The 23,655-nt window shown below is 67.2% G+C and carries 23 protein-coding genes and 1 pseudogene; 16 read left to right on the plus strand and 8 right to left on the minus strand.

Annotated features, from left to right (window positions below; genetic code table 11):
• Positions 1–204: 204 nt before the first annotated feature.
• A complete protein-coding gene (locus V8688_RS17150) occupies positions 205–1,224 on the minus strand; it encodes a 4-hydroxy-3-methylbut-2-enyl diphosphate reductase (RefSeq protein ID WP_218719572.1) in 1,020 nt (339 codons plus the stop codon).
• Positions 1,225–1,338: 114 nt separating this feature from the next.
• Between V8688_RS17150 and V8688_RS17155 the strand changes: the two genes are divergently transcribed.
• The 4 genes from V8688_RS17155 to V8688_RS17170 all read left to right on the plus strand — a co-directional run bounded on the left by V8688_RS17155 (position 1,339) and on the right by V8688_RS17170 (position 5,106).
• Positions 1,339–1,941, plus strand: coding sequence for a lipid droplet-associated protein (locus tag V8688_RS17155; RefSeq protein ID WP_218719571.1), 603 nt, complete (start codon positions 1,339–1,341; stop codon positions 1,939–1,941).
• Between the two features lie 92 nt (positions 1,942–2,033).
• Positions 2,034–3,338, plus strand: a complete 1,305-nt coding sequence (xseA, locus tag V8688_RS17160) for an exodeoxyribonuclease VII large subunit (protein WP_316575998.1) — start codon at positions 2,034–2,036, stop codon at positions 3,336–3,338.
• A complete protein-coding gene (locus tag V8688_RS17165) occupies positions 3,335–3,586 on the plus strand; it encodes an exodeoxyribonuclease VII small subunit (protein WP_218719569.1) in 252 nt (83 codons plus the stop codon). The genes xseA and V8688_RS17165 overlap by 4 nt, the downstream gene beginning before the upstream one ends.
• Positions 3,587–3,669: 83 nt before the next feature.
• On the plus strand, positions 3,670–5,106 hold the full coding sequence (locus V8688_RS17170; RefSeq protein ID WP_218719568.1) for an FAD-binding oxidoreductase: 1,437 nt from the start codon (positions 3,670–3,672) through the stop codon (positions 5,104–5,106).
• A 1-nt stretch (position 5,107) separates the two neighbouring features.
• On the opposite strand, the gene V8688_RS17175 is transcribed toward V8688_RS17170, so the two are convergent.
• On the minus strand, positions 5,108–5,674 hold the full coding sequence (locus V8688_RS17175; protein ID WP_218719567.1) for a DUF4245 domain-containing protein: 567 nt from the start codon (positions 5,672–5,674) through the stop codon (positions 5,108–5,110).
• 124 nt (positions 5,675–5,798) lie between these two features.
• Here V8688_RS17175 and glpX point away from each other — a divergent pair, with 124 nt between their 5' ends.
• The 5 genes from glpX to V8688_RS17200 all read left to right on the plus strand — a co-directional run bounded on the left by glpX (position 5,799) and on the right by V8688_RS17200 (position 13,545).
• The gene (glpX, locus tag V8688_RS17180; RefSeq protein ID WP_218719566.1) at positions 5,799–6,842 is read left to right on the plus strand and encodes a class II fructose-bisphosphatase; all 1,044 of its coding nucleotides are present in this window, start codon (positions 5,799–5,801) and stop codon (positions 6,840–6,842) included.
• A gap of 102 nt (positions 6,843–6,944) precedes the next feature.
• Positions 6,945–7,346 (plus strand): hypothetical protein, encoded by a 402-nt coding sequence (locus tag V8688_RS17185; RefSeq protein ID WP_342801209.1) that lies wholly within the window; start codon positions 6,945–6,947, stop codon positions 7,344–7,346.
• Entirely contained in the window at positions 7,346–7,945 is a 600-nt protein-coding gene (locus V8688_RS17190) for a hypothetical protein (protein ID WP_342801210.1), read from the plus strand. The genes V8688_RS17185 and V8688_RS17190 overlap by 1 nt, the downstream gene beginning before the upstream one ends.
• Positions 7,946–7,948: 3 nt before the next feature.
• The gene (locus tag V8688_RS17195) at positions 7,949–13,264 is read left to right on the plus strand and encodes a putative T7SS-secreted protein (RefSeq protein WP_342801211.1); all 5,316 of its coding nucleotides are present in this window, start codon (positions 7,949–7,951) and stop codon (positions 13,262–13,264) included.
• An 8-nt stretch (positions 13,265–13,272) separates the two neighbouring features.
• Positions 13,273–13,545 (plus strand): hypothetical protein, encoded by a 273-nt coding sequence (locus tag V8688_RS17200; protein ID WP_342801212.1) that lies wholly within the window; start codon positions 13,273–13,275, stop codon positions 13,543–13,545.
• 209 nt (positions 13,546–13,754) lie between these two features.
• Here the strand turns inward: V8688_RS17200 and V8688_RS17205 are convergent.
• A pseudogene (locus V8688_RS17205) lies at positions 13,755–13,835 on the minus strand (IS5/IS1182 family transposase); the annotation flags it as partial.
• A 126-nt stretch (positions 13,836–13,961) separates the two neighbouring features.
• On the opposite strand from V8688_RS17205, the gene V8688_RS17210 reads away from it, so the two are divergent.
• From V8688_RS17210 to V8688_RS17230, 5 genes are all read left to right on the plus strand, one after another.
• A complete protein-coding gene (locus V8688_RS17210; RefSeq protein ID WP_342801213.1) occupies positions 13,962–14,315 on the plus strand; it encodes a hypothetical protein in 354 nt (117 codons plus the stop codon).
• 260 nt (positions 14,316–14,575) lie between these two features.
• A complete protein-coding gene (locus V8688_RS17215) occupies positions 14,576–15,265 on the plus strand; it encodes a hypothetical protein (protein ID WP_342801214.1) in 690 nt (229 codons plus the stop codon).
• Positions 15,266–15,365: 100 nt separating this feature from the next.
• Complete coding sequence (locus V8688_RS17220) at positions 15,366–15,488, plus strand: hypothetical protein (RefSeq protein ID WP_342801215.1); 123 nt, start codon at positions 15,366–15,368, stop codon at positions 15,486–15,488.
• The gene (locus V8688_RS17225) at positions 15,476–15,877 is read left to right on the plus strand and encodes a PIN domain-containing protein (RefSeq protein ID WP_342801216.1); all 402 of its coding nucleotides are present in this window, start codon (positions 15,476–15,478) and stop codon (positions 15,875–15,877) included. Before V8688_RS17220 ends, V8688_RS17225 begins: the two co-directional genes overlap by 13 nt.
• An 81-nt stretch (positions 15,878–15,958) precedes the next feature.
• Positions 15,959–17,365 carry a class II fumarate hydratase gene (locus V8688_RS17230; protein ID WP_342801217.1) on the plus strand — a complete coding sequence of 469 codons (1,407 nt, stop codon included), beginning with the start codon at positions 15,959–15,961 and terminating at the stop codon, positions 17,363–17,365.
• Positions 17,366–17,416: 51 nt separating this feature from the next.
• Here the strand turns inward: V8688_RS17230 and V8688_RS17235 are convergent, their stop codons facing one another.
• The 3 genes from V8688_RS17235 to V8688_RS17245 all read right to left on the minus strand — a co-directional run bounded on the left by V8688_RS17235 (position 17,417) and on the right by V8688_RS17245 (position 20,534).
• Positions 17,417–18,271: an acyl-ACP desaturase gene (locus tag V8688_RS17235; RefSeq protein ID WP_308248555.1), complete on the minus strand. Its 855-nt coding sequence runs from the start codon at positions 18,269–18,271 to the stop codon at positions 17,417–17,419.
• 79 nt (positions 18,272–18,350) lie between these two features.
• Positions 18,351–18,974: an esterase gene (locus V8688_RS17240; protein ID WP_316576004.1), complete on the minus strand. Its 624-nt coding sequence runs from the start codon at positions 18,972–18,974 to the stop codon at positions 18,351–18,353.
• 186 nt (positions 18,975–19,160) lie between these two features.
• Positions 19,161–20,534, minus strand: coding sequence for a PhoH family protein (locus tag V8688_RS17245; RefSeq protein WP_218719561.1), 1,374 nt, complete (start codon positions 20,532–20,534; stop codon positions 19,161–19,163).
• A 306-nt stretch (positions 20,535–20,840) separates the two neighbouring features.
• On the opposite strand from V8688_RS17245, the gene V8688_RS17250 reads away from it, so the two are divergent.
• Positions 20,841–21,113, plus strand: coding sequence for a hypothetical protein (locus V8688_RS17250; RefSeq protein WP_218719560.1), 273 nt, complete (start codon positions 20,841–20,843; stop codon positions 21,111–21,113).
• Positions 21,114–21,126: 13 nt separating this feature from the next.
• Here the strand turns inward: V8688_RS17250 and V8688_RS17255 are convergent, their stop codons facing one another.
• Positions 21,127–21,546: a limonene-1,2-epoxide hydrolase family protein gene (locus V8688_RS17255; protein ID WP_218719559.1), complete on the minus strand. Its 420-nt coding sequence runs from the start codon at positions 21,544–21,546 to the stop codon at positions 21,127–21,129.
• 45 nt (positions 21,547–21,591) lie between these two features.
• Positions 21,592–22,314: a TetR/AcrR family transcriptional regulator gene (locus tag V8688_RS17260; protein WP_218719558.1), complete on the minus strand. Its 723-nt coding sequence runs from the start codon at positions 22,312–22,314 to the stop codon at positions 21,592–21,594.
• A gap of 114 nt (positions 22,315–22,428) precedes the next feature.
• Between V8688_RS17260 and V8688_RS17265 the strand changes: the two genes are divergently transcribed.
• On the plus strand, positions 22,429–23,622 hold the full coding sequence (locus tag V8688_RS17265) for an FAD-dependent monooxygenase (protein WP_342801218.1): 1,194 nt from the start codon (positions 22,429–22,431) through the stop codon (positions 23,620–23,622).
• Positions 23,623–23,655 lie beyond the last annotated feature (33 nt).

Below are 23,655 nucleotides of genomic sequence, written 5' to 3' on the forward strand. Positions count from 1 at the left end.
ACGCCGCCCCGCGCGAGGCCGAACCCGCGCGCACCCCCCGACGCAGGCCCGACCCGCAGCCGCACCCCCAGCCCACGGTGCGCTACCGCGATCGCGCCGACACCGGCCGCACCGAACGGCGCAGGCCCGACAACGTGTGAGTAGAGAGGAATCCCCCGCCGCGACCACGCGACGGGGGATTCCTTTTGTCTATCGGTCCTCGGGTCAGCCCTGGGTCGCGGCGTCGCGACGCGACGCGCGCAGCTCACGCGGCAGCGCGAACACCAGGGTCTCGTTGGCCGTGGTCACCGGCTGCACCTCGCCGAAGCCGTGCTCGGCCAGCAGATCGAGGACACCGGTCACCAGGATCTCCGGGACCGACGCGCCCGAGGTGATGCCGATCGTGCGCACACCCTCGAGCCAGGCGAGGTCGACCTCGCGGGCGTAGTCGACCAGGTACGCGGCCCGCGCGCCGGCGCCGAGGGCGACCTCGACCAGCCGCACCGAGTTGGAGGAGTTGCGCGAGCCGACCACGATCACCAGATCGCATTCGGGCGCCATCGCTTTCACCGCGGTCTGCCGGTTGGAGGTGGCGTAGCAGATGTCGTCGCTGGGCGGATCCTGCAGCGTCGGGAAGCGTTCGCGCAGCCGCTGGACCGTCTCCATGGTCTCGTCGACCGACAGCGTGGTCTGCGAGAGCCAGATCACCTTCGACGGATCACGCACGGTGACCTTGTCCACCGAGTCGGGACCGTCGACCAGCTGCACGTGCTCGGGTGCCTCGCCCGCGGTGCCCTCGACCTCCTCGTGGCCTTCGTGGCCGATCAGCAGGATGTCGTAGTCGTCGCGGGCGAAGCGCTTGGCCTCCTGGTGCACCTTGGTGACCAGCGGGCAGGTGGCGTCGATGGTCCGCAGGTTCCGCTCGGCGGCGGTCTCGTGCACGATCGGCGCGACACCGTGGGCGGAGAACACGACCAGCGCGCCCTCGGGCACCTCGTCGGTCTCGTCGACGAAGACGACGCCGCGCTCACGTAGCGTCTCCACCACGTGCCGGTTGTGCACGATCTCCTTGCGTACGTAGATCGGCGCGCCGTGCTTTTCCAGCGCCTTCTCCACGGTCTCGACGGCGCGGTCGACGCCTGCGCAGTAGCCGCGCGGCTCGGCCAGCAGCACGCGCTTGCCACCGGCAGCGGACGCGCCCGCGGAGCGCGTGATACCGACGTTCAAGGGAATTGCCGAGGTCATAGTCCACAGCTTACGTGCGCCGCGCGGGCGGGATCAGGGCGGATGGAGGGGCGAAAGTCACATCAGGGCGGTCTGGACCTTTGCATCACAGGCGGTTTGCGGCAGGCTGGGACCATGTTCCGTCCTCCGTACCTGGCCCGGGTCGCCGCCGGTGCCGCTGTCTACGCCTTAGAAGAGACCCGGCGGCTGCCCGTCGCCGCGGTCAACTTCCCGATCACCGCGCTGAGCCGCGTGCTGCAGACCACCATGCACGTGCAGCAGTTCGTCACCAGCCTCGCGCTCAAGGGCGACGGCCTGTTCGAACGTCTGGGTTCGGCCCCGCAGGAGCAGCCCGCGTGGGCCACCTTCGACGAGGACGTCGCGCCCGAGCCGACCGTGGCCACCAACGGCCACGCCAGCCGCTTCGATCTGTTCGCCGAGGAGCTCCCGGCCGAGCAGGCCAACGGCAAGGTCACGCCCGCGTCGCTGCTGGTGCTCGAGTCCGAGGAACCCGCCGAGGAGCCCGCGGCCGAGCCGGAGCCCGCGGAGGTGCAGGCCCCCGAGGTCGCCATCCGCTACGACTACCCGGCGATGACGCTGGCCCAGCTGCGCGCCCGGCTGCGCATGCTGACCGTCGAGGAACTGGCCCAGCTGCTGGCGTTCGAGCAGCAGACCCGCGCCCGCGCCCCGTTCGTCACCATGCTGACCAACCGGATCGCGACGGTCCAGGCCCAGTAGCCGCTCCCGCCTCCGCAGCGACCGCAATCCGCGCCGACGCGCCGGTTGCGGTCGCTTTTGTTTGTGTCGGTAGCGCCGCGTATACCTGACGTATGACTGAGGACGGCTCCGGCGCTTCCGCTCCGGCGGGCTCCGCCGAGGGCGCACCGGGCAGTTCGGCCGACCAGCCCTGGCCGGTGCGCTCGATCGCGGTGAAGGTCGCCCAGTGGATCGACCGGCTCGGCAGCGTGTGGGTGGAGGGCCAGGTCACCCAGATCAGCCTGCGCCCCGGCACCCGGACAGCGTTCCTGGTGCTGCGCGACACCTCGGCGGATATGTCGCTGTCGGTGACGTGTGATCCGGAGTTGTTGCGGCGCAGTCCCGTTCCGCTCACCGAGGGCAGCCGGGTGGTGGTCTACGGCAAGCTGCAGTTCTTCACCGGGCGGGGCACGCTGTCGCTGCGGGTCACCGAGATCCGGCCGGTCGGCATCGGCGAACTGCTCGCCCGGATCGAGCGACTCAAGGCGCTGCTGTCGGCCGAGGGGCTCTTCGATCCCCGACTCAAGCGGCCGTTGCCGTTTCTGCCCGGCACCGTCGGGCTGATCACCGGGCGCGCGAGCGCGGCCGAACGCGATGTGCTGACCGTCGCCCAGACCCGCTGGCCCGCAGTGCGTTTCGTCGTGAAGAACACGGCGGTGCAGGGGCCGACGGCGGTACCGCAGATGCTGGAGGCGCTGGCCGCCCTGGATCGCGATCCGGCCGTCGACGTGATCGTGCTCGCCCGCGGCGGTGGCAGCACCGAGGACCTGCTGCCGTTCTCCGACGAGGCGCTGTGCCGGGCCATCGCGGCCGCGAAGACCCCGATCGTGAGCGCGATCGGGCACGAACCCGACGCTCCGCTGAGCGATCTCGTCGCCGACGTGCGCGCCGCGACCCCGACCGACGCCGCCAAGCGGATCGTCCCCGACGCCGCCGCCGAACTCGCCGGTGTGCGCGAGATGCGGGCCCGCTCGGCCGCCGCGCTGCGCGGCTGGGTGCAACGCGAGACCCACATCATCGCCCAGTTGCGTTCGCGGCCGGTGCTCGCCGATCCCCTGCGCGAGCTGCGGCACCGCCACGACGAGGTGGAGCGGCTGCGGGTCGCGGCCCGGCGAACCGTCGAGCAGACGCTGCGCACCGAGTCGACCGCCACCGCGCACCTGCGCGAGAAGCTCACCGCCGTCGGCCCGGCCGCGACGCTGGCCCGTGGCTACGCTGTCGTGCAACGCGTCGCCGGACCGGAACGTCACGTGGTTCGCGCGATCGAGGACGCCCCCGCGGGCAGCCAGCTCCGCATCCGCGTCGCCGACGGCGCGGTCACCGCCGCCGCGCTCGGCACCCAGCGCCTGACACCCGCCACCGACGACAAGGGGAAATGATCGTGCCCGACGCCGGAACCGAGCCCACCGACACCCTCGCCGAGATCGCCGCCTTCGGCTACGAACGCGCCCGAGACGAACTCGTCAACGTGGTCAAGATGCTCGAGCAGGGCGGTCTCGATCTCGACGACTCACTCGCCCTCTGGGAGCGCGGCGAGGCCCTGGCCACCCGCTGCGAACAGCACCTGGCCGGCGCCCGCAAGCGCGTCGAAGACGCCATCTCGCACGCCGACGACGCGAGCGAGTAGCCGGGCAACGCCGCCTTTACGGCGACGAAACACGGTGCGGGCACCCTGGTGCGCACGTCTCGACAGCACTGGGAGGCACCGCGATGTCACGCACCGAAGCGCTGGCCCGACTGCGCACCGAACTCGGCGCGGTCGACCATTCCGTCGACACGCGCAGGCTGCGCACCAAGAGCCGGGACCGGTTCGCCCAGAGCCCGGTCCTGCGGGATCTGCTGCGCGGGCGCAATGCCGAGATCTTCATCGCCCCGCGCACCAAGGAGGAACTGCGCGTCGCCGTCGCGGCGTGCGCGCGGCATCGGGTCCCGATCACGGTGCGCGGCGCGGGATCGGGCCAGTTCGGTCAGGGCGTGCCGCTGTCCGGCGGCGCGGTGATCGATGTGACCGCCATCGCCGGTGTCGTCGGCTGGCACGGTGACCGGGCCAGGCAGCCACCCCGCAGCGTGCGCGCGCTGACGGGCACCGTCGTCGCCGACATCGACGCGACGATCCGCCCATCCGGCTGGGAGCTGCGCATGCACCCGTCGACCGCCCAGCAGGCCACGATCGGCGGCTACATCGCCGGCGGCCACGCGGGTGTCGGCAGCTGCCAGTGGGGCATCCTGCGCGACGCGGGCAATATCACCGCGCTCGAGGTGATGACGGTGGAGGAACAGCCTCGACTGGTCGAGCTGCGTGGCCGCGAGGTCAACACCGTGCACCACGCCTACGGCGCCAACGGCATCATCACCGAGGTCGAACTTCCCGTCGCGCCCGCCTGGGAATGGCACGAGCTGGTGATCTCGTTCCCGGAATTCGAGCAGGCCGCCCGGTTCTCGGTCGACCTGGGCACCAGCGACGGCGTGCTCAAGAAGGTCGTCTCCCCGCACGCGCACCCGCTCCCGCAGTACTTCCCCGGCCTGGCCGGGCTGGTCCCCGACGGCGCGGCGATGGTGCTGGTGCTGGCCGCGGTGCAGTCGGTGCCGAACGTGGAGGATCTGGTGCACGCGTGCGGCGGGCAGATCCGCTACCGCTGCCTCGAGGGCAAGGGCGTCTACGGCGTGCCGCTCTACGAGTTCACCTGGGGCCATTCGATGCTGCACTACCAGCGCCGCAACCCGAAGCTCACCGGGTTGATGGCGCTGTTCCCGCCCGCGGACCTCTACGAATCGATCGTGCGGGTGCACCGCGAGTTCGCCGACCTCGGACCGCTGCACGTGGAGATGAAGCGGATCGACGGCGGCCTGTCCTGCCAGGGCTCGCCGGTGTTCGAGTACGAGAGCCGGGCGCAACTCGCCGCGATCACCGAGCGGTTGCAACGGGCCGGGCTCTCGATCGCCAACCCGCACACGCCGGTGCTCGGCGCGGGCGGCATGAAGCCGTGGGGACCGCGGGAGATCGCGACCAAACGCGCCTTCGACCCGCACGGCCTGCTCGCCCAGGGCAAGGTCGACGACGTGCTCGCCACCGATGTCATCACGACCTCGACGGCCCTGCCCACCTCCGGCTGGACCTATCGGCTCAGCGACACCTCCCGCCGCTGAGCTACTTCGACAGCGGCTGCGCGGCGGTGATGGCCCGCGCCAGCGTGGTGAACGCGGCCTCGTTGCCCGCGCCGGTGATCAGGATCCGGACGCCGCCCAGATCGGTGATCCAGGCGGTCTCCTCGGTCGGCTCGGTGTAGACGACCCACTTCTGCCCGTCGACGTCCTGGGTGCCGGTGGCGTAGCGCGAGCCGAGCACATGCCGGGACAGGGCTTCCTCGGAAGCGGAGGTCTGCGAGTACCGCATGTAGGCGCCCTGCGGGGTCAGGAAGCCGACGGTGCTGACCGGGCCGCCGCCCGCGGTGACGATCGTGTCGCGGCTGCCCGAGTTGGACACCCAGTCCTGCGGCAGGTCCGGCTTGCGGATCGCGAACGGCAGGGTCTTGGCATCGGACTTCAGCGCCGCGTCGACGTCGAAATGCGGCACCTGACCTTGCGTCGGACCATTCGTCGCGACCGTGCACTGGCTCGCCGCGCCCGCCAGCACGATCGCGATCAGCACCAGCGGAATCAGCGACCAGAACAGGTCGCGGTAGTCGTTGAAGATCCGGTGCTTCTGCTGGGCCACGGCTACCAGTATCCACTCGGGCTCTGACCAGGCCGCCGACGGGGCAGCGCAGGTCGTGCACGGGCGTGCCGATCCTAATGCGACAATTGCCCCCGTACACCAACGCCCAAGGAGGCACTTCGCAATGACGGCATCATCGCCCGCCCCCAGCCGCCGCGAGGCACCCGACCGTAACCTCGCACTCGAGCTGGTCCGAGTCACCGAGGCAGGCGCGATGGCAGCGGGCCGCTGGGTCGGCCGCGGAGACAAGGAAGGTGGCGACGGCGCGGCCGTCGACGCCATGCGCCAGCTCGTCAGCTCCGTCTCCATGAAGGGCGTCGTCGTCATCGGCGAAGGCGAGAAGGACGAAGCGCCGATGCTGTACAACGGCGAGGCGGTCGGTGACGGCACCGGTCCCGACGTCGACTTCGCCGTCGACCCGATCGACGGCACCACGCTGATGTCGAAGGGCTCCCCCGGCGCCATCTCGGTGCTCGCGGTCGCCGAGCGCGGCGCGATGTTCGACCCGTCGGCCGTGTTCTACATGCACAAGATCGCCGTCGGCCCCGACGCCGCCGGTTCGATCGACATCACCGCCCCGATCGGCGAGAACATCCGCCGCGTCGCCAAGGCCAAGCGGTCCTCGGTCTCCGACCTCACGGTCTGCATCCTGGACCGCCCCCGCCACGCCGAGATCATCCAGCAGACCCGCGACGCGGGCGCCCGCATCCGGCTCATCTCCGACGGTGACGTCGCCGGCGCCATCGCGGCCGCGCGCCCCGAGTCCGGCGTCGACATCCTGGTCGGCATCGGCGGCACCCCCGAGGGCATCATCGCCGCCGCCGCGCTGCGCTGCCTCGGCGGTGAACTCCAGGGCATGCTCGCCCCCAAGGACGACGAGGAGCGCCAGAAGGCCATCGACGCCGGCCACGACCTGGACCGCGTCCTGTCCACCACCGACCTGGTCGCGGGCGAGAACGTCTTCTTCTGCGCCACCGGCGTCACCGACGGCGACCTCCTGCGCGGCGTCCGCTACTTCGGCGGCGGCGCCTCCACCCAGTCGATCGTCATGCGCTCCAAGTCCGGCACCGTCCGCATGATCGACGCCTACCACCGCCTCACCAAGCTCCGCGAGTACTCCTCCGTCGACTTCGACGGCGACGACAGCGCCAACCCGCCCCTCCCGTGATGTGACGGGCCGCGCACCCCGGTGCGCGGCCCCGTCCTTGATCGATCCCTGCACGGTTCACTACGGTGGCTCGCAGGGGTACCAGGGGATGGGGGAACCGACATGAGTGTCATCGACGTGGATTCGGGGCGATTACGCTCGGAGATCGCCGCGTTCTACGCCGGTTTCGGGGCACCGGCCGAGCTGACGGCAGCCTTCGAATCCTCGGCCCTGCTCGTGCCGTTGATCGGCCCCGACGATCGGGTCTACACACTCGAATCCGGTGGGTTGCAGTGGTTGTGCGCCTTCACCGGCGTCGCCGAATACGCGCATTTCCTGACGACTCGCGGCGTCCTCGCCGAGCAGGAATACCGATTCCATACTTTCCTCGGCAGCCGCCTGCGTGATTTCGCCGCAGCTCGAACGGCCCCGACCGGCGTCGCGATCGACATGCTCTCCGCGGCACCCATGGTCTTCCCGCCGCCGGCATCCGAAGAATCGACGACCCGGCACGGGCACGGCTGATGTCGGACCTGAATGTCGATCCGGCCCTGTTGAACCAGGCCGCGGCCGGCATCACGAGCATCATCAGCGAGCTCTCGGAACTGGGCGTCGGCGAGACCGGCGCGGTCGGCCGAGGATTCTCGCAGTTGACGATGTCGGCCATGGAAGCGGGAAAAGCGAACGTGCAGGCCACGTTCGAGACCTTCACCGAGCGCTGGTCGTGGGGCATCCGCGCGCTGGTGCAATCCGGCAACGCGATCGCCGAGGTTCTCGACCTGTCCGCGGGCCGCTACTACCTGATGGACCAGCAGGCCTCGAACACGCTCAAAGAGATGTTCACCCACCTCGCCGGTAATCCACACCTCACCGATGAGGAGATCGACAAGAAGTCCTGGGACCAGGTCCTCAGCGAGAACACCTGGAACCTCGCCGCCGATCCCAACTACAGCGGAGCCTCGTTCTCCGAAGCGTTTTCCCACATGGGTGACAACGTATCGACATTGGGCCAGGTCGGGCAGTATCTGGCGACCAATCCGGACAAGGCGTACTCCCTCGACACGGGCGTGGCGGCCGAGGTCACCCAGATCAACGAAGACAGGCAGAAGGCCGGGGGGCAGTAGTTCATGGGTATCGGGGATTTCCTCAACGACCTCGGCGACAAGATCGAAGACGGGCTGGAGACCGCGACCGAGAAGGCCGGCCAGGCCTACAACACCGTCCTCGATGCCGAGTCCAAGGTCGCGAAAGCCGTTGGCGCCGATGGGTTGTCGAACTTCCTCGACGACTTGGGCGACAAGATCGTCGATGCGACCGGCGGGGCGGTACCCGAGAAGGAACTCGGCGAGACCACCGATCCCAAGGAGCTGATCCGCGGTGATGTAGCCAAGATCAACGAGGTCGCCGAGCATCTTGGCACCATCGGCACCGCGATCGATCAGACCGGCGACGCGCTGCGCAAGATCGATGTCGCCGACTGGTCGGGTTCGGCGGCCTCCGCCTTCCACGACGAATACTCCAAGCAGCCCAAGTTGTGGTGGGACGGCGCGGACGCGATGGGCAAGGCCAAGACCGCGTTGGCCGCCTGGTCGGCCGAGGTCACCGCCGCGCAAGCCAAAGCCTCCGACGCCATCGCGAAGTGGGAAGCCGCCGACCGCGAGGAACGCGACCGCAAGAACGAGTGGAACGCGAAATCCGACGAGGACCGCAAGGGCAAGAACCTCACCGACACCTGGACCGATCTCCGCAACGAGGCCCGCGCGATCCTGACCGGCGCCCGCACCCAACGCGACAACGCCGCGAACACCGCCGTGACCGCGATCGCCGCGGCGACCGAGACCGCGCCCACCGAACCACCATTCCTGTCCCGCTGGGGCAGCAATTTCGAGGACCTCGGCGCGGCACTGGACCAGGCGAAACTGAACTTCTCGTCCGGCCTGCTGACCTCACTGACCGGCATGGTCCAGTTCGTGCGATCGATCTCACCGATCGACGCCTACAACGTCACCCATCCCGCCGAGTACCTGTCGAAGATGTCGGACCTGGGCACCGGCATGGTGCTGGCCGCCGCCGACCCCAAAGCGACCGCCTCGGCCATGCTGTCCGGGTTCAAGACCAACCCGTCCGAAGCGCTGGGCGCACTGACCGGTGACGCGCTGATGACCGTCGCGACGGGTGGTGCCGGCGGTGCCGCCAAAGCCGGCGCGAGTGTGGTCGACAAGGCTTCCGAGGCCGCGCGCCTCGGCAATGCGGGCCGCAATGTCATCGACGACACCGCCGGTGCTGCTTCCCGAAACGCGCCGCACAACGTTGCAGAGTCACCCAAGACCCAGCCCGCGGCCCATGCCCCCGAGAACCCCGCGGCTCCGGCGAACGACGCCCCGGCGGCGAACCCCGGCCCGGAAGCACCGACCAACCCCGCCGGGCACGGCGGTGACCCGGATGTGCCTGCACGAGACGGCGACCCGGCCGGCCCTGCCAGTCCCGAATCACCGGACAACCTGCGCGCCGACGATCCGGATTCCCCGAAACTCGACGACAGCGCGCCCGTACCCCGCGACGGCTCACCCGAGTCACCCGCGACGTCGCCGGATAACCCGGGAGCTGGGACGAACCCCGACGCGCCGCCCGTGCGCGAGGATGGCACTCCGCACAACGGCGATGCGGACAACGGTCCCAAGCCCGATTCGGATTCGCCGGGAGCGACATCCCCGGATCCCGACAACGCGGCCCCCCACCCCGACGACGCAGGAAATCGTCCGGGTGACACCGACGGCGATACCCAGCCCGGTGCGCACAATGGTCCCGACGGCGGCGCCCCGCACAATTCCGACACCCTGATCGACCGGGACGGCAATGACCGAGGCGGAGAGGGAAAGCCGAGTGTGGGCGACGACGCCCAGACCGACGGACCCGCGAAGACCGCCACCGACGACCAGACACCGAAGGCCGGCGACCCGGTCAAGATCGCCACCGGCGATTTCCTCCTCCCCTTGACAGACATCGATCTCCCCGGTGTTCTGCGGCTGGCCCTCAAACGAGCACACCACTCCAACTACCGGTTCGGCCGCTGGTTCGGCCCTTCGTGGTCCGCCACTCTGGACATGCGCGTCGTCGTCGACGACGACTGCGTCACGGTCGTTTTCGAAGACGGCATGCTGCTCGCCTATCCGCACGCGGAAGTCGGCGTCGGGGTCGAACCGATCACCGGTGGACAGCGCTGGAAACTCACGCGCACCGACACCGGCGGGTACCGGCTCTGGGATCCGGATCGCGAACTGGTCTGGCATTTCGCCCCCGAACCCACGCTCGACGGTCTCGATACGCTGCTCGGCAATTTCGCCATCTCCGCGATCACCGACCGTCACCACAACCGGATCCGCTTCCACTACAACGACAATGGCGAGCCGGTCGAGGTCACCCACTCCGGCGGCTATCGCGTCGCCCTCGACTCCGCCGATGGCAGGGTCACCGCGATGTCCGTCGTCGGCGAGCTCGACGGCGTCGAAAGCTCGACTCTGGTCCGCGAATTCGCGTACGACAACGGCGACCTGACCACCGTCACCAACGGCATCGGTGGCGTCACCCGCTTCGACTACGACGACGAGCACCGCATGCTGTCGTGGACCGATTCCAACGGCAGTTGGGTCACCAACACCTACGACGAATTCGGTCGGGTGGTCTCCCAGCGCGGCACCAACGGAGTCTTCGACGCCGAATACGAATACCTGGAATTCGGCAACGGCACCGGCCGTCTGACCCGCATGACCGACTCCCGAGGCGCGGTCACGGGCTACGGATTCGACCGCGACCTCCGTCTGCGCGATCTCCGCGCACCAGACGGCGGCCACCGGCACATCGACTACAACGCGGCCCGAAAGCCGCTCTCGGTGACCGAACCGGACGGCGCGACAACCACTTACAACTACACCTCCGACGGCGATGTAGCGGCCATCATTCGCCCCGACGGCCGCCAGATCACCATCGAGTACGCCTACCCCAACCGCCCGTCGACCATCACCAACGCCGACGGCACGACACAGCACCGCGAGTGGGACAAGGCAGGCAACCTCGTCGCGGTCATCGACCCCGCCGGCGCGCGAACCGAGTACCGCCACCACGAAGGCGGCGCGGTCGCCGAAATCCGCGACCCCGACGGTGCCCGCACCCAGATCGACGTCGACCCCGCGGGCCTGCCGATCAAGGTGACCGACCCCTACGGCGCATCCACCGAAATCCACCGTGACGCCTTCGGCCGCCCCATCCAGGTCACCGACCAGCTCGGCGCCGTCACCCGCTACGAATGGACACCCGAGGGCCGGCCCGCCCGCCGCATCGACCCCGACGGCTACTCCGAATCCTGGACCTACGACGGAGAGAACAACCTCCTCACCCACACCAACCGAGCCGGCCACGTCACGTCATACACCTACGGCGGCTTCGACAAGGTAGCCACCCGCACCGACCCCGACGGCTCGGTCCACCGCTACCTCTACAACACCGAACGAGCCCTCACCGCCGTCATCAACCCCCTCGGCCAACGCTGGACCTACGAGTACGACCTCGCCGGCCGCCTCGAAGCCGAAACCGACTACACCGGCGCCACCACCCGCTACACGTACACCCCCACGGGCCGGGTCGCGACGGTCACCCCGGCCACCGGCGTCACCCGCCACCACACCTACGACAACCTCGGCAACCTCCTCGACATCACCGCCGACACCGGCGAATACATCCGCAACACCTACGACCCCGCGGGCCGCGTCCTCACCGCCGTCAACGGCACCGCCGAAGCCATCACCCACACCCTCCGCTTCACCTACACCCCCACCGGCCAGGTCGCGACCGAACAACTAGACGACCAGCCCCCGATGCGCAACGACTACGACCACCGCAGCCGCCGCATCCGCCGAACCACCCCCAGCGGCGCCGTCACCACCTGGAACCACGACACCCTCAACCGCGTCGCCAGCCTCGACGCCGACGGCGAACGCATCACCTTCAGCTACGACCCGACCAGCCGCCTCACCGGCTGGCGGATCGGCGAAGTACAGATCGACCGCACCTTCACCCCCACCAACCACCTCGCCACCCAAACCGTCACCGGCTTCCCCTCCATGGGCCTGAACCTCGACCTCGGCAACACACCCCCACGACCAGATCCCTTCGTCATCCGCCACGACGAATACGCCTACCGCCCGGACGGCTTCCTGGCCACCCACAGCACCACCCGCCCCAACACCGCGCCCAACCACCGCCGCTATGACCTCGACCCGGTCGGCCGCGTCGCCACCATCACCGACAACGGTGCCCTCTCCGAGGCCTACACCTACGACGCCCTCTCCAATATCACCTCCGCCCTCACCCCACCAGTCCCTTCCCCTAGCACCCCACCCTCAGCTACGGCCATCGCCAGCATCGACCGCCGCGAATATCACAACAACCTCCTTGTCCGCGACGGGCGCAACCACTACTACTACGACCCCGCCGGCCGCCTGATCCGCAAGGTAACCACGCGAACCTCCCGCCACCCAGACGTCTGGCATTATCGCTACAACGCGTTCGACCAACTGACCGACGTCTACACACCTCAGGGCGAATGGTGGATCTACACCTACCATGCGAACGGCCGCCGCACTACCAAACAACTCTACGATGCCATCACCCGTACGAAGATCCGGCGTACGGAATTCACCTACGACGCAAGTAACCTCGTCGAACAACACGATAACTCAACCAACGAATACGCACGCTGGCTATATCTTTCGAACACGCACAGCGCCATAGCCCAGATCACCCGAACACCGACCGAGGCAGTCTACTCCGTAATCGTCACCGACATCTCTGGTGTGCCTATCCAACTCATCGACCCGACCACGGCAGACCGACAGGGTACCGCCACTCACCACCTCTGGGGCCATACCAATTGGGTCGGCACATCTATTCCCATCCGATATCCCGGCCAATACCATGACTCTGAAATCGACCTACACTACAATAACTACCGGACCTACGATCCCGAGACCGCCCGATATCTCACCTCGGACCCCCTTGGTCTCGGGCCCGCCCCAAACCCGTATCTCTACCCGCGGAACCCGAATAGATGGTCTGATCCACTCGGGCTGATGCCAGAATATAGGCAGCCCACTTACGGCAACGGTGGGCATATTGATAATATCTCTCCTAACGATGCTCGACGCATCCAAAATGCCGCGAACCTTCGCGGAGTGGAGATCAATGTAGTCGGAAGCCGCGCCGCGGGCACGTCTCACGCATACTCAGACTGGGACTATGTAATATCAGACATCAACTCCCGCATGCGTAGTAGGATTCAAGGATCACTACCTATTGGATCGTCAGAGCTGGGGTATGGGCGCCGCATAGATATCTTCACAGGACGACTGGTCGATGGAGAACCGTACATCACATTCTACCCGAACTAGGAGGGTAAATGGAGCATTCCGCCGCTGAACTAGTTGCCACTCAAGGTGATTATTCATTAGTAAGATGGTCTGGAAGAAAATTTCCCGGACTCCTGGTTCAGGGAGATACATTGAGCATCCTCGTCTCCATACTGAGCGAGTCGCAGGATCTACTTGACGATGGTGAAATAGACGAGGCCAAATTCGCCCTGACCGACCTGAAGCTTCGCCTGGCCGGAATGCAGGAGTCGTATGAAGAGATGATGAAATCTGCTGGAATCAGACTACCTTATGCGAAATAGTCTGATTCAGATCATCAGGAGGTTCGTGATACGCCTCCGGATCGAGGCCATCGTGGCGGTCGCGGACGCGGACATGTTGTCCGAGCAGAACCTGACAGCCCTGGACAGGGCGGGTACGCGGAACCAGCACTCGCCCAGGCAACACATGTCCCGCAGCAGGGCGTTGCGGGTGCGGGTATCGATATCGAGCATGCCCCATCCGGTGGTGCTTTGATCGGGGTGTGCACGCCGATACCGGCACCTTCGTAACCACCATCGGCCAAGGCGGGAAGGTTCAAATGTACTGCCGCCCAGTACAAACCGCCCAACACGTCGTGGAGGCTGCCAGGGGTCGGGGGTCAGGTCGTGGACCGGGGCAGGCTCGACCGCCGAGAACCCCGCCCGATCATAAGTGACAACACGGAGGGCTGACCCACATGGACCGAAAGCAGCTGGAACGATTAGTAGCGGCAGCAATTCCACGCGGCATTGCCGATGAAAGCCTGCTTGCCCGAGTACGCAAATCAAAAATCAATACACATCCCGCATCCAGAACGAATCTGCTTCGCATCTACACGCGAAGGATGAAATGCACTCGCGGAGATCCCGTCCTTCTGAAATTGACCGAGGAATTGGTGCACTTCTTGGAATCCCATCCAACGGATGAGCTCCTAATGATAGACGTGGACGGCCAGGATGGCTACTACACTTTCCTTCTCGCCGACCATGAAACACTCGAAATCCTTCATTGGATGAGGATGTTCGGCGCAGGAAATACCACACCCAAATAGAAGAAGATGGAAACTGTTGCGCTCAAAATGTTGAGCCGGATCAACTCTTATGTGTTCTATTCGAAATATTTCCCGACGCAACCCCTGGTGACGCCCCCGATTGACCTACTGTAACCCACCTGAAGCTACATTGAACGATTTGGGGGAATTGAGGTCGGCAGCAGTCCACATAGCCTGGGCAACTTTCTTCGACCGAGAGGAAGCGTCACGTCCGATGCGCTTCCTGCGCAGCTTCGGGACGAAGAATAGCGAGGATGCACATGAATGACAAGAATTCAACGTCCGGCCTCCTGAAATCGGCCGGAATGATACCTATTTCTGTCGACTTGACATCGCTCGATCCCAGCGTTCTCCAGACTTGGCAACTGGTCTCGACCGTCGGCGTCGAACCAGATGTAATTGTGCCATTCGATGAAGGCGCGGGAGCAGTCACGGATCCATGGATAAGAGCTCTCAGAAGAAGGGGCATACCATCAAATGAAGGAATATTCCTTATTGCCGTGAACAGTGCCCATGTGATCAGCAAAGCAGAATGGGCCGCGGTTCGAGTGACAGAGTCGGTCGATCTGGCGAGGATCGCCGACAGTCGCGGCAGATTGGAATTCGTGTCCCGTTCGCTGAACGGCGAACACTACTGCGGGGTAACCGGAGAGGAGGATGGCCATTGGCTTGTAACAGGAGATTACCCAGAAACCCCTCGGCAAACCTGGATAGATATGACGGCTTGGCCCCCTGTCGAGTCGGCAACCATTTCGGAAATACTGAGAACCTTCCGAGCTGACGAAAACATACCCCAGTTGAAGATAGCGGTGGCAAAAGTCCTGCACCAAATATATGACCGACCGATATCCGCAGCAAGAGAAGTGACCAACTGCCTGGATGAATCACTGCGACCAACCGTTTCGGATACCGAATTGGAAGACATCTGCCCCCCGGATTCCGCCGAATAAGCCTTCCAACGCCAATTCGACTGGGGAAGAGTTCGTCATCACCCGCGCGGGCGTGTGCGTGGCGCGCCTCGTTCCGGCGCCACGGGCGAACGGTAAGAGCTTGAACAAGCTGGCAAAGCGGTGGGCCGGCAACATCGGTTTGGATGCGGAGTTCGAAGCTGCGGTCGAGTCGATCGACCGGCATGCGAGCGCCGACGCGGACAGCGATCCATGGGAAAGCTGATCCTTGATACCGGCATTCTGATCGCCATCGATCGTGGCACGGTCGCCCTTCCTGTCGTCATCGCCGATGACGACAACGTCGCTGTCGCGGCGATCGTCATCGTGGAGTACCTCGCCGGGCCGGCTGGTCAGACGAACCCGGCGAAACAAGCGAGCGCGCGAGCCTTCCCCACCGAGTTCCGGGCCATCGTGTCGAGCATCCCTTACGACGACACGGTCGCCGAGCATCATGCTGAGCTACTGACCCACGTCCGGCGTACGGGTTCACCCCGAGGTGCACACGATCTGATCCTCGCGGCGACTGCGCGCGCGACGGGTCGCACCGTCCACACCGGCAAACGCGCCGATTTCGGCGGACTTCCCGGGGTGGATGTCCGCCTGGTCGGGTGATGACATATTCCCCACCGGAGTGTGGGATTTTGCGGTGGTGTGAGAACCCCACTCGGGGCGAGATCGTCCTAGGGTCGAGGCATGGCTGATGACGACGTGCAGTACCGCATCGAGCACGACACGATGGGTGAGGTTCGGGTTCCGGTCGACGCGCTGTGGCGGGCGCAGACGCAGCGGGCCGTGGAGAACTTCCCGATCAGTGGGCGGGGGTTGGAGCGGGCGCAGATCCGGGCGCTGGGGCTGTTGAAGGCCGCTTGTGCGCAGGTCAACAAGGATCTGGGGTTGCTGGATCCGGGGAAGGCGGAGGCGATCATCGCGGCGGCGAACGAGATCGCCGCGGGGCGCCACGATGATCAGTTCCCGATCGATGTGTTCCAGACGGGGTCGGGGACCAGTTCCAATATGAACGCCAACGAGGTGATCGCCTCGATCGCGGCGCGCAACGGGGTGACCGTGCACCCCAACGACGACGTGAACATGTCGCAGTCGTCCAACGACACCTTCCCCACCGCCACGCATCTGGCCGCCACCGAGGCCGTCATCACCGATCTCGTGCCCGCGCTGGAGCATCTGCGGCTGGCGCTGCTGGACAAGTCGGATCAGTGGCGCACGGTGGTGAAGTCGGGCCGCACGCATCTGATGGACGCGGTGCCGGTGACGCTGGGGCAGGAGTTCGGCGGGTACACCCGGCAGATCGAGGCGGGGATCGAGCGGGCGCTGGCCACACTGCCACGGCTGGGCGAATTGCCGATCGGCGGTACCGCGGTCGGCACCGGGCTCAACGCGCCCGCCGGTTTCGGCGCGAAGGTGGTCGCGGAACTGGTGCGCAGCACCGGAATCGACGCCCTGCGGGAGGCGAAGGACCACTTCGAGGCGCAGGCGGCGCGCGACGGGCTGGTCGAGGCCTCCGGCGCGCTGCGCACCATCGCGGTCAGCCTGACCAAGATCGCCAACGACATCCGCTGGATGGGGTCGGGTCCGCTGACCGGGCTCGGCGAACTCCAGCTGCCGGACCTGCAGCCCGGTAGCTCGATCATGCCCGGCAAGGTGAATCCCGTGCTGCCCGAGGCGGTGACGCAGGTCGCGGTGCAGGTCGTCGGCAACGATGCCGCCATCGCCTTCGGCGGCGCGAGCGGCGCCTTCGAGCTCAATGTCTACATCCCGGTGATGGCGCGCAACCTGCTGGAGTCGATTCGCCTGCTGGCCAACGTCTCTCGGTTGTTCGCCGACAAGTGCGTCGTCGGCCTGGTCGCGAACGAGGAGCACCTGCGCACCCTGGCCGAATCGTCCCCGTCGATCGTCACCCCGCTCAACTCGGCCATCGGCTACGAGGAGGCCGCCGCCGTCGCCAAACAGGCGCTGCGCGAGAAGAAGACGATCCGCCAGACCGTCATCGACCGCGGCCTGACGCCGGACAAGCTCTCGGTCGAGGAACTCGACAGCAAGCTCGACGTGCTGGCGATGGCCAACGTGGATCGCGACTCCTGACACGGCGAAGGGCCGTCACCTCGTCGAGGTGACGGCCCTTCGTCCGAAAGATCAGGCCAGGTGCGCCAGTTCGGCGCGGGCCTTCTCGCCTTCTTCGCTCAAGTCGGTGCGGGTGAAGATGCTCCAGCGCTGCAGCAGCGGCTTGAACACCAGCTCGCCTTCCTTGGCGGGATCGTAGATGCCCGCTTCGGCCAGCGCTTCGTCGCTGGAACCGCCGCCGGGCAGGTCGACGTGCGGGACCCGGAAGGCGGCGACCTGGTCGGCGATCGCGCGCACGCCCTGGTCGGGGACCAGGTCGAGGGCGGCGCCGACGAGGACGGCGAAGAACTCGGCCTGCAGTTCGTCGTCGGCGGCCAGCTTCTCGGCCAGCGCGGTGACGATCGGGTTCTCGCCGAGCGCGGCGGTGTTGCGGTGCCGGACGGCGGCGGCGAGCTCTTCGAACGCGCAGGTGGCCAGCACCTCGATCAGGTGCAGCGGCGGGCGGTTGAATCCCTCGGTCATGTGCGCCATGCGGGCCCGCTCGAGCGCGACCGGGTCCACCGCGCGAGTCACCATCAGGTAGTTGCGGATCAGGATCTCGTGGCGGTTCTCCTCGGCCGTCCACCGGCCGACCCAGCGCCACCACGGACCGGTGCGCAGATGCTTGCCGAGCTCCCGGTGGTAGGACGGCAGGTTGTCGGCGACCAGGACGCTCACCGTCAGCGCGAGCTTGGCGGTGTCGCTCAGCTCGGACTGCTCGGGGGTCCAGTCGGTGCCGCCGAGGAAGGCGAAGTTGCGGCCGTCCGCCCAGGGCACCATGTCGTGCGGCTGCCAGCCCTCGGCCGCCTCGATGTGCCGCGCCAGGTTGGTTTCCACCACGTCCGCGAGCGAATCCAGCAGCTCACGGTCGGTCAAAGTTTTCTGCACCCCGACAACATAGTGGTTCGGCCGTCGGCGCGGGGACCTACGGGGCGATCGGGTCCCCACGCCGGGCCGGACGCACGAGCTACTTCTTGGTCACCGTGGTCTCACCGTTGACCCAGACGATGGTGCCACCGGTGAACTCGCTCTGCTTGCCGCCGTTGGCGGTGTTGGTCTCGTCGGTGGTCGGGTAGCCGAGCGGACCGTTGGCGCCGCCCTCGTCCTCCCAGGTCTCCCGGATGTCGCCCCAGACGATGTGGGCGCCGGAGTCGCTGCTCCAGTAGATCGTGCCACCGGTGAAGTCCTGGTACTGGCCGCCGTTCGGGCCGCTCTCCTGGGCTTCTTCCGGCATCCCGAGCGGGCTGCTCGCGCCGCCCGCGGCGACATACTTCTTGTAGACCTCGCCGGAGACGGTGATGTCGCCGTTCGGGGTGGAGATGGTGGTCGAGCCACCGGCAGCCGTCGCGGAGGTGCTGGGCGAGCCCGCCTCGGGCGTCGTGGTCATCCCGCCTTCGCCGGGCGTGGTGGTCATCCCGCCTTCCCCGGCGGTGGTGGTCGTCCCGGCGCCGCCCATGACCGAGGTCACGGTGCCGACGGTGTCGTTGGCCTTGTCCTTGTCGTCGTCGCTGCAACCCGCGGCGAGCAACAGTCCGGCGGCGGCGAGGATCGCGGCGCTTCCGGCGGCAGTACGTCGAGCGAAGTGGTTCATATCCATCCTCTCGCGAGTGGCCCCCCCGGGGGCACGCCCCCGGAATGGAGCCTGGCCGACATCCGCAACGGCCCGGCGGAACATTGTTCGCCGAGCCGTTGCTGGATTGGTGTCGCCGCGGATAATACCCACAGTTCGCCGTAATCAAACGGATTCAGGCCGTGACGCGGCCCGATTGCCGGCGGATCAGGCGTTCGGTCCGTACTCCTCGAGCATCTCGGTCACCAGCGCCGCGATCGGCGAGCGCTCGGAACGGGTGAGCGTGATGTGCGCGAAAAGCGGGTGTCCCTTGAGCTTCTCGATCACCGCGGCGACGCCGTCGTGCCTGCCGACCCGCAGGTTGTCGCGCTGGGCGACATCGTGGGTGAGCACGACGCGCGAACCGGTGCCCAGCCGGCTCAGCACCGTCAGCAGCACGTTGCGCTCGAGCGACTGCGCCTCGTCGACGATCACGAAGGAATCGTGCAGCGAGCGCCCCCGGATGTGGGTCAGCGGCAACACTTCGAGCATGTCGCGGCTGAGCACCTCCTCCATCACCTCGCGGCTGGCCAACCCGTCGAGCGTGTCGAAGACGGCCTGAGCCCACGGGCCCATCTTCTCGCTCTCCGAACCGGGCAGGTACCCCAGTTCCTGGCCGCCCACCGCGTACAGCGGCCGGAACACGACCACCTTGCGCTGGGTCCGCCGCTCCAGCACGGCCTCCAGACCGGCGGTCAGCGCCAGCGCCGACTTGCCGGTGCCCGCCCGGCCGCCCATCGACACGATGCCGATGCTCTCGTCGAGCAGCAGATCGAGCGCGATCCGCTGTTCGGCCGAGCGGCCGTGCAGGCCGAAAGCCTCTCGCTCACGGACCAGCTGGACCCGCTTGTCGGCGGTGACCCGGCCCAGCGCGCTGGAGCTGCTGCCCAACAGCCGGATCCCGGTGTGGCAGGGCAGTTCCCGCGCCTCGTCCAGGTCGATCACCGAATCGGCGTAGAGCTGGTCGATCTGGGAGCCCGCGACGTCGAGTTCGACCATGCCGCTCCACCCCGAGGTCACCACGTCCTGGGCGTGGTACTCGTCGGCGGACAGGCCGACCGCGCTGGCCTTGACCCGCAGCGGGATGTCCTTGGACACCAGCACCACGTCCTCGCCCTCGGCCGAGAAGTTCAGCGCGCAGGCCAGGATGCGGGAATCGTTGGTTTCCGAACGGAATCCGGCGGGCAACACCGACGGATCGGTGTGGTTGAGCTCCACCTGCAGGGTGCCGCCCTCGGTGCCGATCGGCAGTGCCTGGTCGAGCCTGCCGTGGTTGACCCGCAGGTCGTCGAGCATCCGCAGAGCTTCCCTGGCGAACCAGCCGAGTTCGTGGTGGTGTCGCTTGGCCTCCAATTCACTGATCACGACCAGCGGTAGAACCACCTTGTGTTCGCCGAACCTGGTGACGGCCCAGGGATCCGAGAGCAGAACCGAGGTGTCGACGATGAAAGTCTTGCGACCGGAACGCGAGGGGCGGACCCCCTTCTTCGAGGCCGAGGCCGTGTGCATCGCGGGGGCGGAAACGGAGCGTGCAGCAGTCACGGTGGGCTCCTTATGTGTTCGCACGGCACCCGCGCGAACGATCTCGCTGGACCGGTCCGTCCTGGTAGGCGGTGACGCGCTGGTCAACCGCCACGAGGGCCGGGTGCCGGCCCTCTCGCACTGAGTTGCTCAGTCACGGTCAGGACCTCCCGTACGAGTCACACCGACGCGACCCGCATCACCGACGCTACCGTCCAACTCCCGGCCGCGCTGCCGGACAGCCGGACGTGTCCGTGAATTTGTCGTTAACCGGCACCGACGCGACGGATCCGCGCCAGGTGAGTCGCCGAGCGCTAGAGTCGAGACATGGCCGAAGACCAGGATCTGGAGAAACTGTCGTCGAAGGAACTGCACGATCGCGCGGTGAAGACGGCCGTGCGGCGCGGCGACGTGAAGTTCCTGTGGAACCTGCTCAAGTCGATCCCGGCGGCCCAGGCCGAAGCGGGCGACCTCGGCGAGAGCGAGGCCGACATCAAGTACGTGCTGCCGATGATCGACGACTACATCCACGCGGGCGACGGCAAACTGGCCGACGTTTTGCGCCCGACCTACCTGGACTACCTGAGCAAGCACGGGTAGCCCCGGGTGGGACTCAGCGGCGCAGCACCGCCCGCGCCGCGCCGACGACAGTGCCGCGCAGCACGTTGCCCATGCTGAAGTGGTCGTCCCACAGCACGATCCGGCCCGCGCGCAGTTCGAAGGTGCCGCTCACCCAGAAGCCGATCTTCACCGGTCCGGCGCGCAGGTAGTCGGTGCGGTCGGTGAGCACGATGTCACCGTCCGCGGCGATGTGGTGCATGTCCGCCGAGAACCCCAGCTGCGGCCGGCTCAGGCCACGCAATACCGCGGCGACCCGGTCCTTGCCGCGGACCGACGGCAGGCCGGTGTTCTTCCAGACGATCGCCGGATCGAGCAGCTCGAGCGCCTCGTCGACGGCGTCGAGTTCGAGCGCGCCGAAGAACTCGCGCACGACGGTGACAGCATTGTCCGGCAGTCCCGGTTCGTCGGTCATGAGGCGAGCCTAGGGGGTTCGCGGTTCCCGGACCAGACCCCGGCGCTACCGATCGATCCGCTGCGCGATGAGCACTTCGAGGCCGTCGAGGATGCGGTCGACGCCGTATTCGAAGGCGGCACCGGGCGCGGCCGAGGCACCGGCGCCCGTCGCGACTTCCTCGGCGAAGGCCGTCGTGACGGCGGGGAAGCGATCACCCGCGGCGGACATCATGGCGGTGAACTGGTCGGTGAACCGCTGCGCCGCCTCGCCGCCGACCGATTCGACCAGCTGCGCCAGGCTGCGCGCGTGCCCGTTGAGCAGCACGATGGTGTCGAGCCGCTCGGGGCCGGTCAGCCCGGTGCCGTCGAGGGCGGTGAGCGCGGCCTCGGTCCAGCTCATCTCGTTGGGGCCGATCGGCCGGACACCCAGGGTCAGTTCGATGGCCCAGGGATGGGCGCGGTAGCGCTCGAAGATGGCCTCCACCCAGGCGCGTAAGCCGGTGCGCCAGTGCGCCGGCGCGGCGCCCGGCGCGGGCGGGTCACCCATCGCCGCGTCGAGCATCAGAGCCGTGAGCTGCTCTTTTCCCGGCACGTACCGGTACAGCGACATCTTGGTGAAGCCCAACCGTTCGGCCAGCCGCTGCATCGACAGCGCGGACAGCCCTTCGGCGTCGGCCAGCGCGATCGCCTCGGCGACGATCCCGTCCAGGGTGAGCGCCGGCTTGGGGCCGCGCTTGGGGCGCTGGGCGGTGCCCCACAACAGTTCGACGGTGGTCGGCGGCGGCATCGGTCCATCCTCTCGAGAATTCCGGTTGACGCAGAACTGTGTCTACCATACTCTTATTCGTGTCCATCGGATACAGATTCCGCCGGACACAGATTCCGATCCGAGGAGCAGACCATGCGCAACCAGACCGTTCTCATCTCCGGCGCGAGCATCGCGGGCCCCGCGCTGGCCTACTGGCTGCATCACTACGGCTTCACCGTCACCGTGGTCGAGCGCGCACCCGCGCTGCGTCCCGGCGGCCAGGCCGTCGACTTCAAGGGCGCGACACATCTGGCCGTGCTCGAGCGGATGGGCATCCTCGACGAGGTGCGCGCCCGCCGCACCGGCACCACCGATGTCGCCTTCGTCGACGAGCACGAACGCGAACTGGCCTTCCTGTCCGGCGACTTCACCGGCGGCGACATCGAGATCCTGCGCGGCGACCTGGCCGAGGTCATCTACCGGCGGACCGAGCAGCACTGCGAATACGTCTTCGGCGACACCGTCACCGCGCTCACCGACACCGCCGACGGCGTACGGGTGGAGTTCGAGCACGCGGCGCCGCGCACCTTCGATCTCGTCCTGGGTGCCGACGGAATCCATTCGCGGGTAAGGAAATTGGCGTTCGGTCCCGAGGCCGAGTTCGTCCGCCATCTCGGCTACTACTACTGCGTGGCGGGGGCGAGTCCGTGGAGCGATGTCGACCGTCCGCGCGAGCGAGCCCGCGGTGTCGCGTACAACTCCCCCGGCAAGCTCGCGATCGACGGCGGCTCCAAGGCCCAGCAGTTGTACATGTTCGCGTCCGCGCCGCTGGCCTACTCCCGCGAGGACACCGCCGCCCAGCGGCGCATCATCGAGCAGACCTACGCCGGCCTCGGCTGGCACGTTCCCCGCATGCTGGCCGAGCTGGCCGACTTCGACGACATCTACCTCGACTCGATCAGCCAGGTGCGGATGAAGGGCGCCTACACACGCGGCCGCGTCGCCCTGGTCGGCGACTCCGCCTACGGCAACACCCTCGGCGGATTCGGCACCGGCCTGGCCGTCGTCGGCGCGTACGTGCTCGCCGGTGAACTGGCCCTCGCCGACGGCGACCATGTCACCGCGTTCGCCGCCTACGACCGAATCATGAAGCGCTACGCCAAGATCGCGGGTAACAGCAATGCCGGGCCGTTCCTCGCCCCGAAGACCGCGCTCGGCATCGGGGTCCGCAACCGGTTCCTCGGTTCACGTGCCTTTTCGCTGATGCTGAAGTACGGCGACAAGGCCGCCAACGACATCGATCTGATCGACTACCCGGCGCGGGTGGCGGTCGCCGAGACGTCCTGAATCCGGCCTTGACTTGGAGTGCACTCCAAGTCC

The organism is Nocardia sp. No.11, assembly GCF_038752175.1.
Classification (GTDB): Bacteria; Actinomycetota; Actinomycetes; order Mycobacteriales; family Mycobacteriaceae; genus Nocardia; species Nocardia canadensis.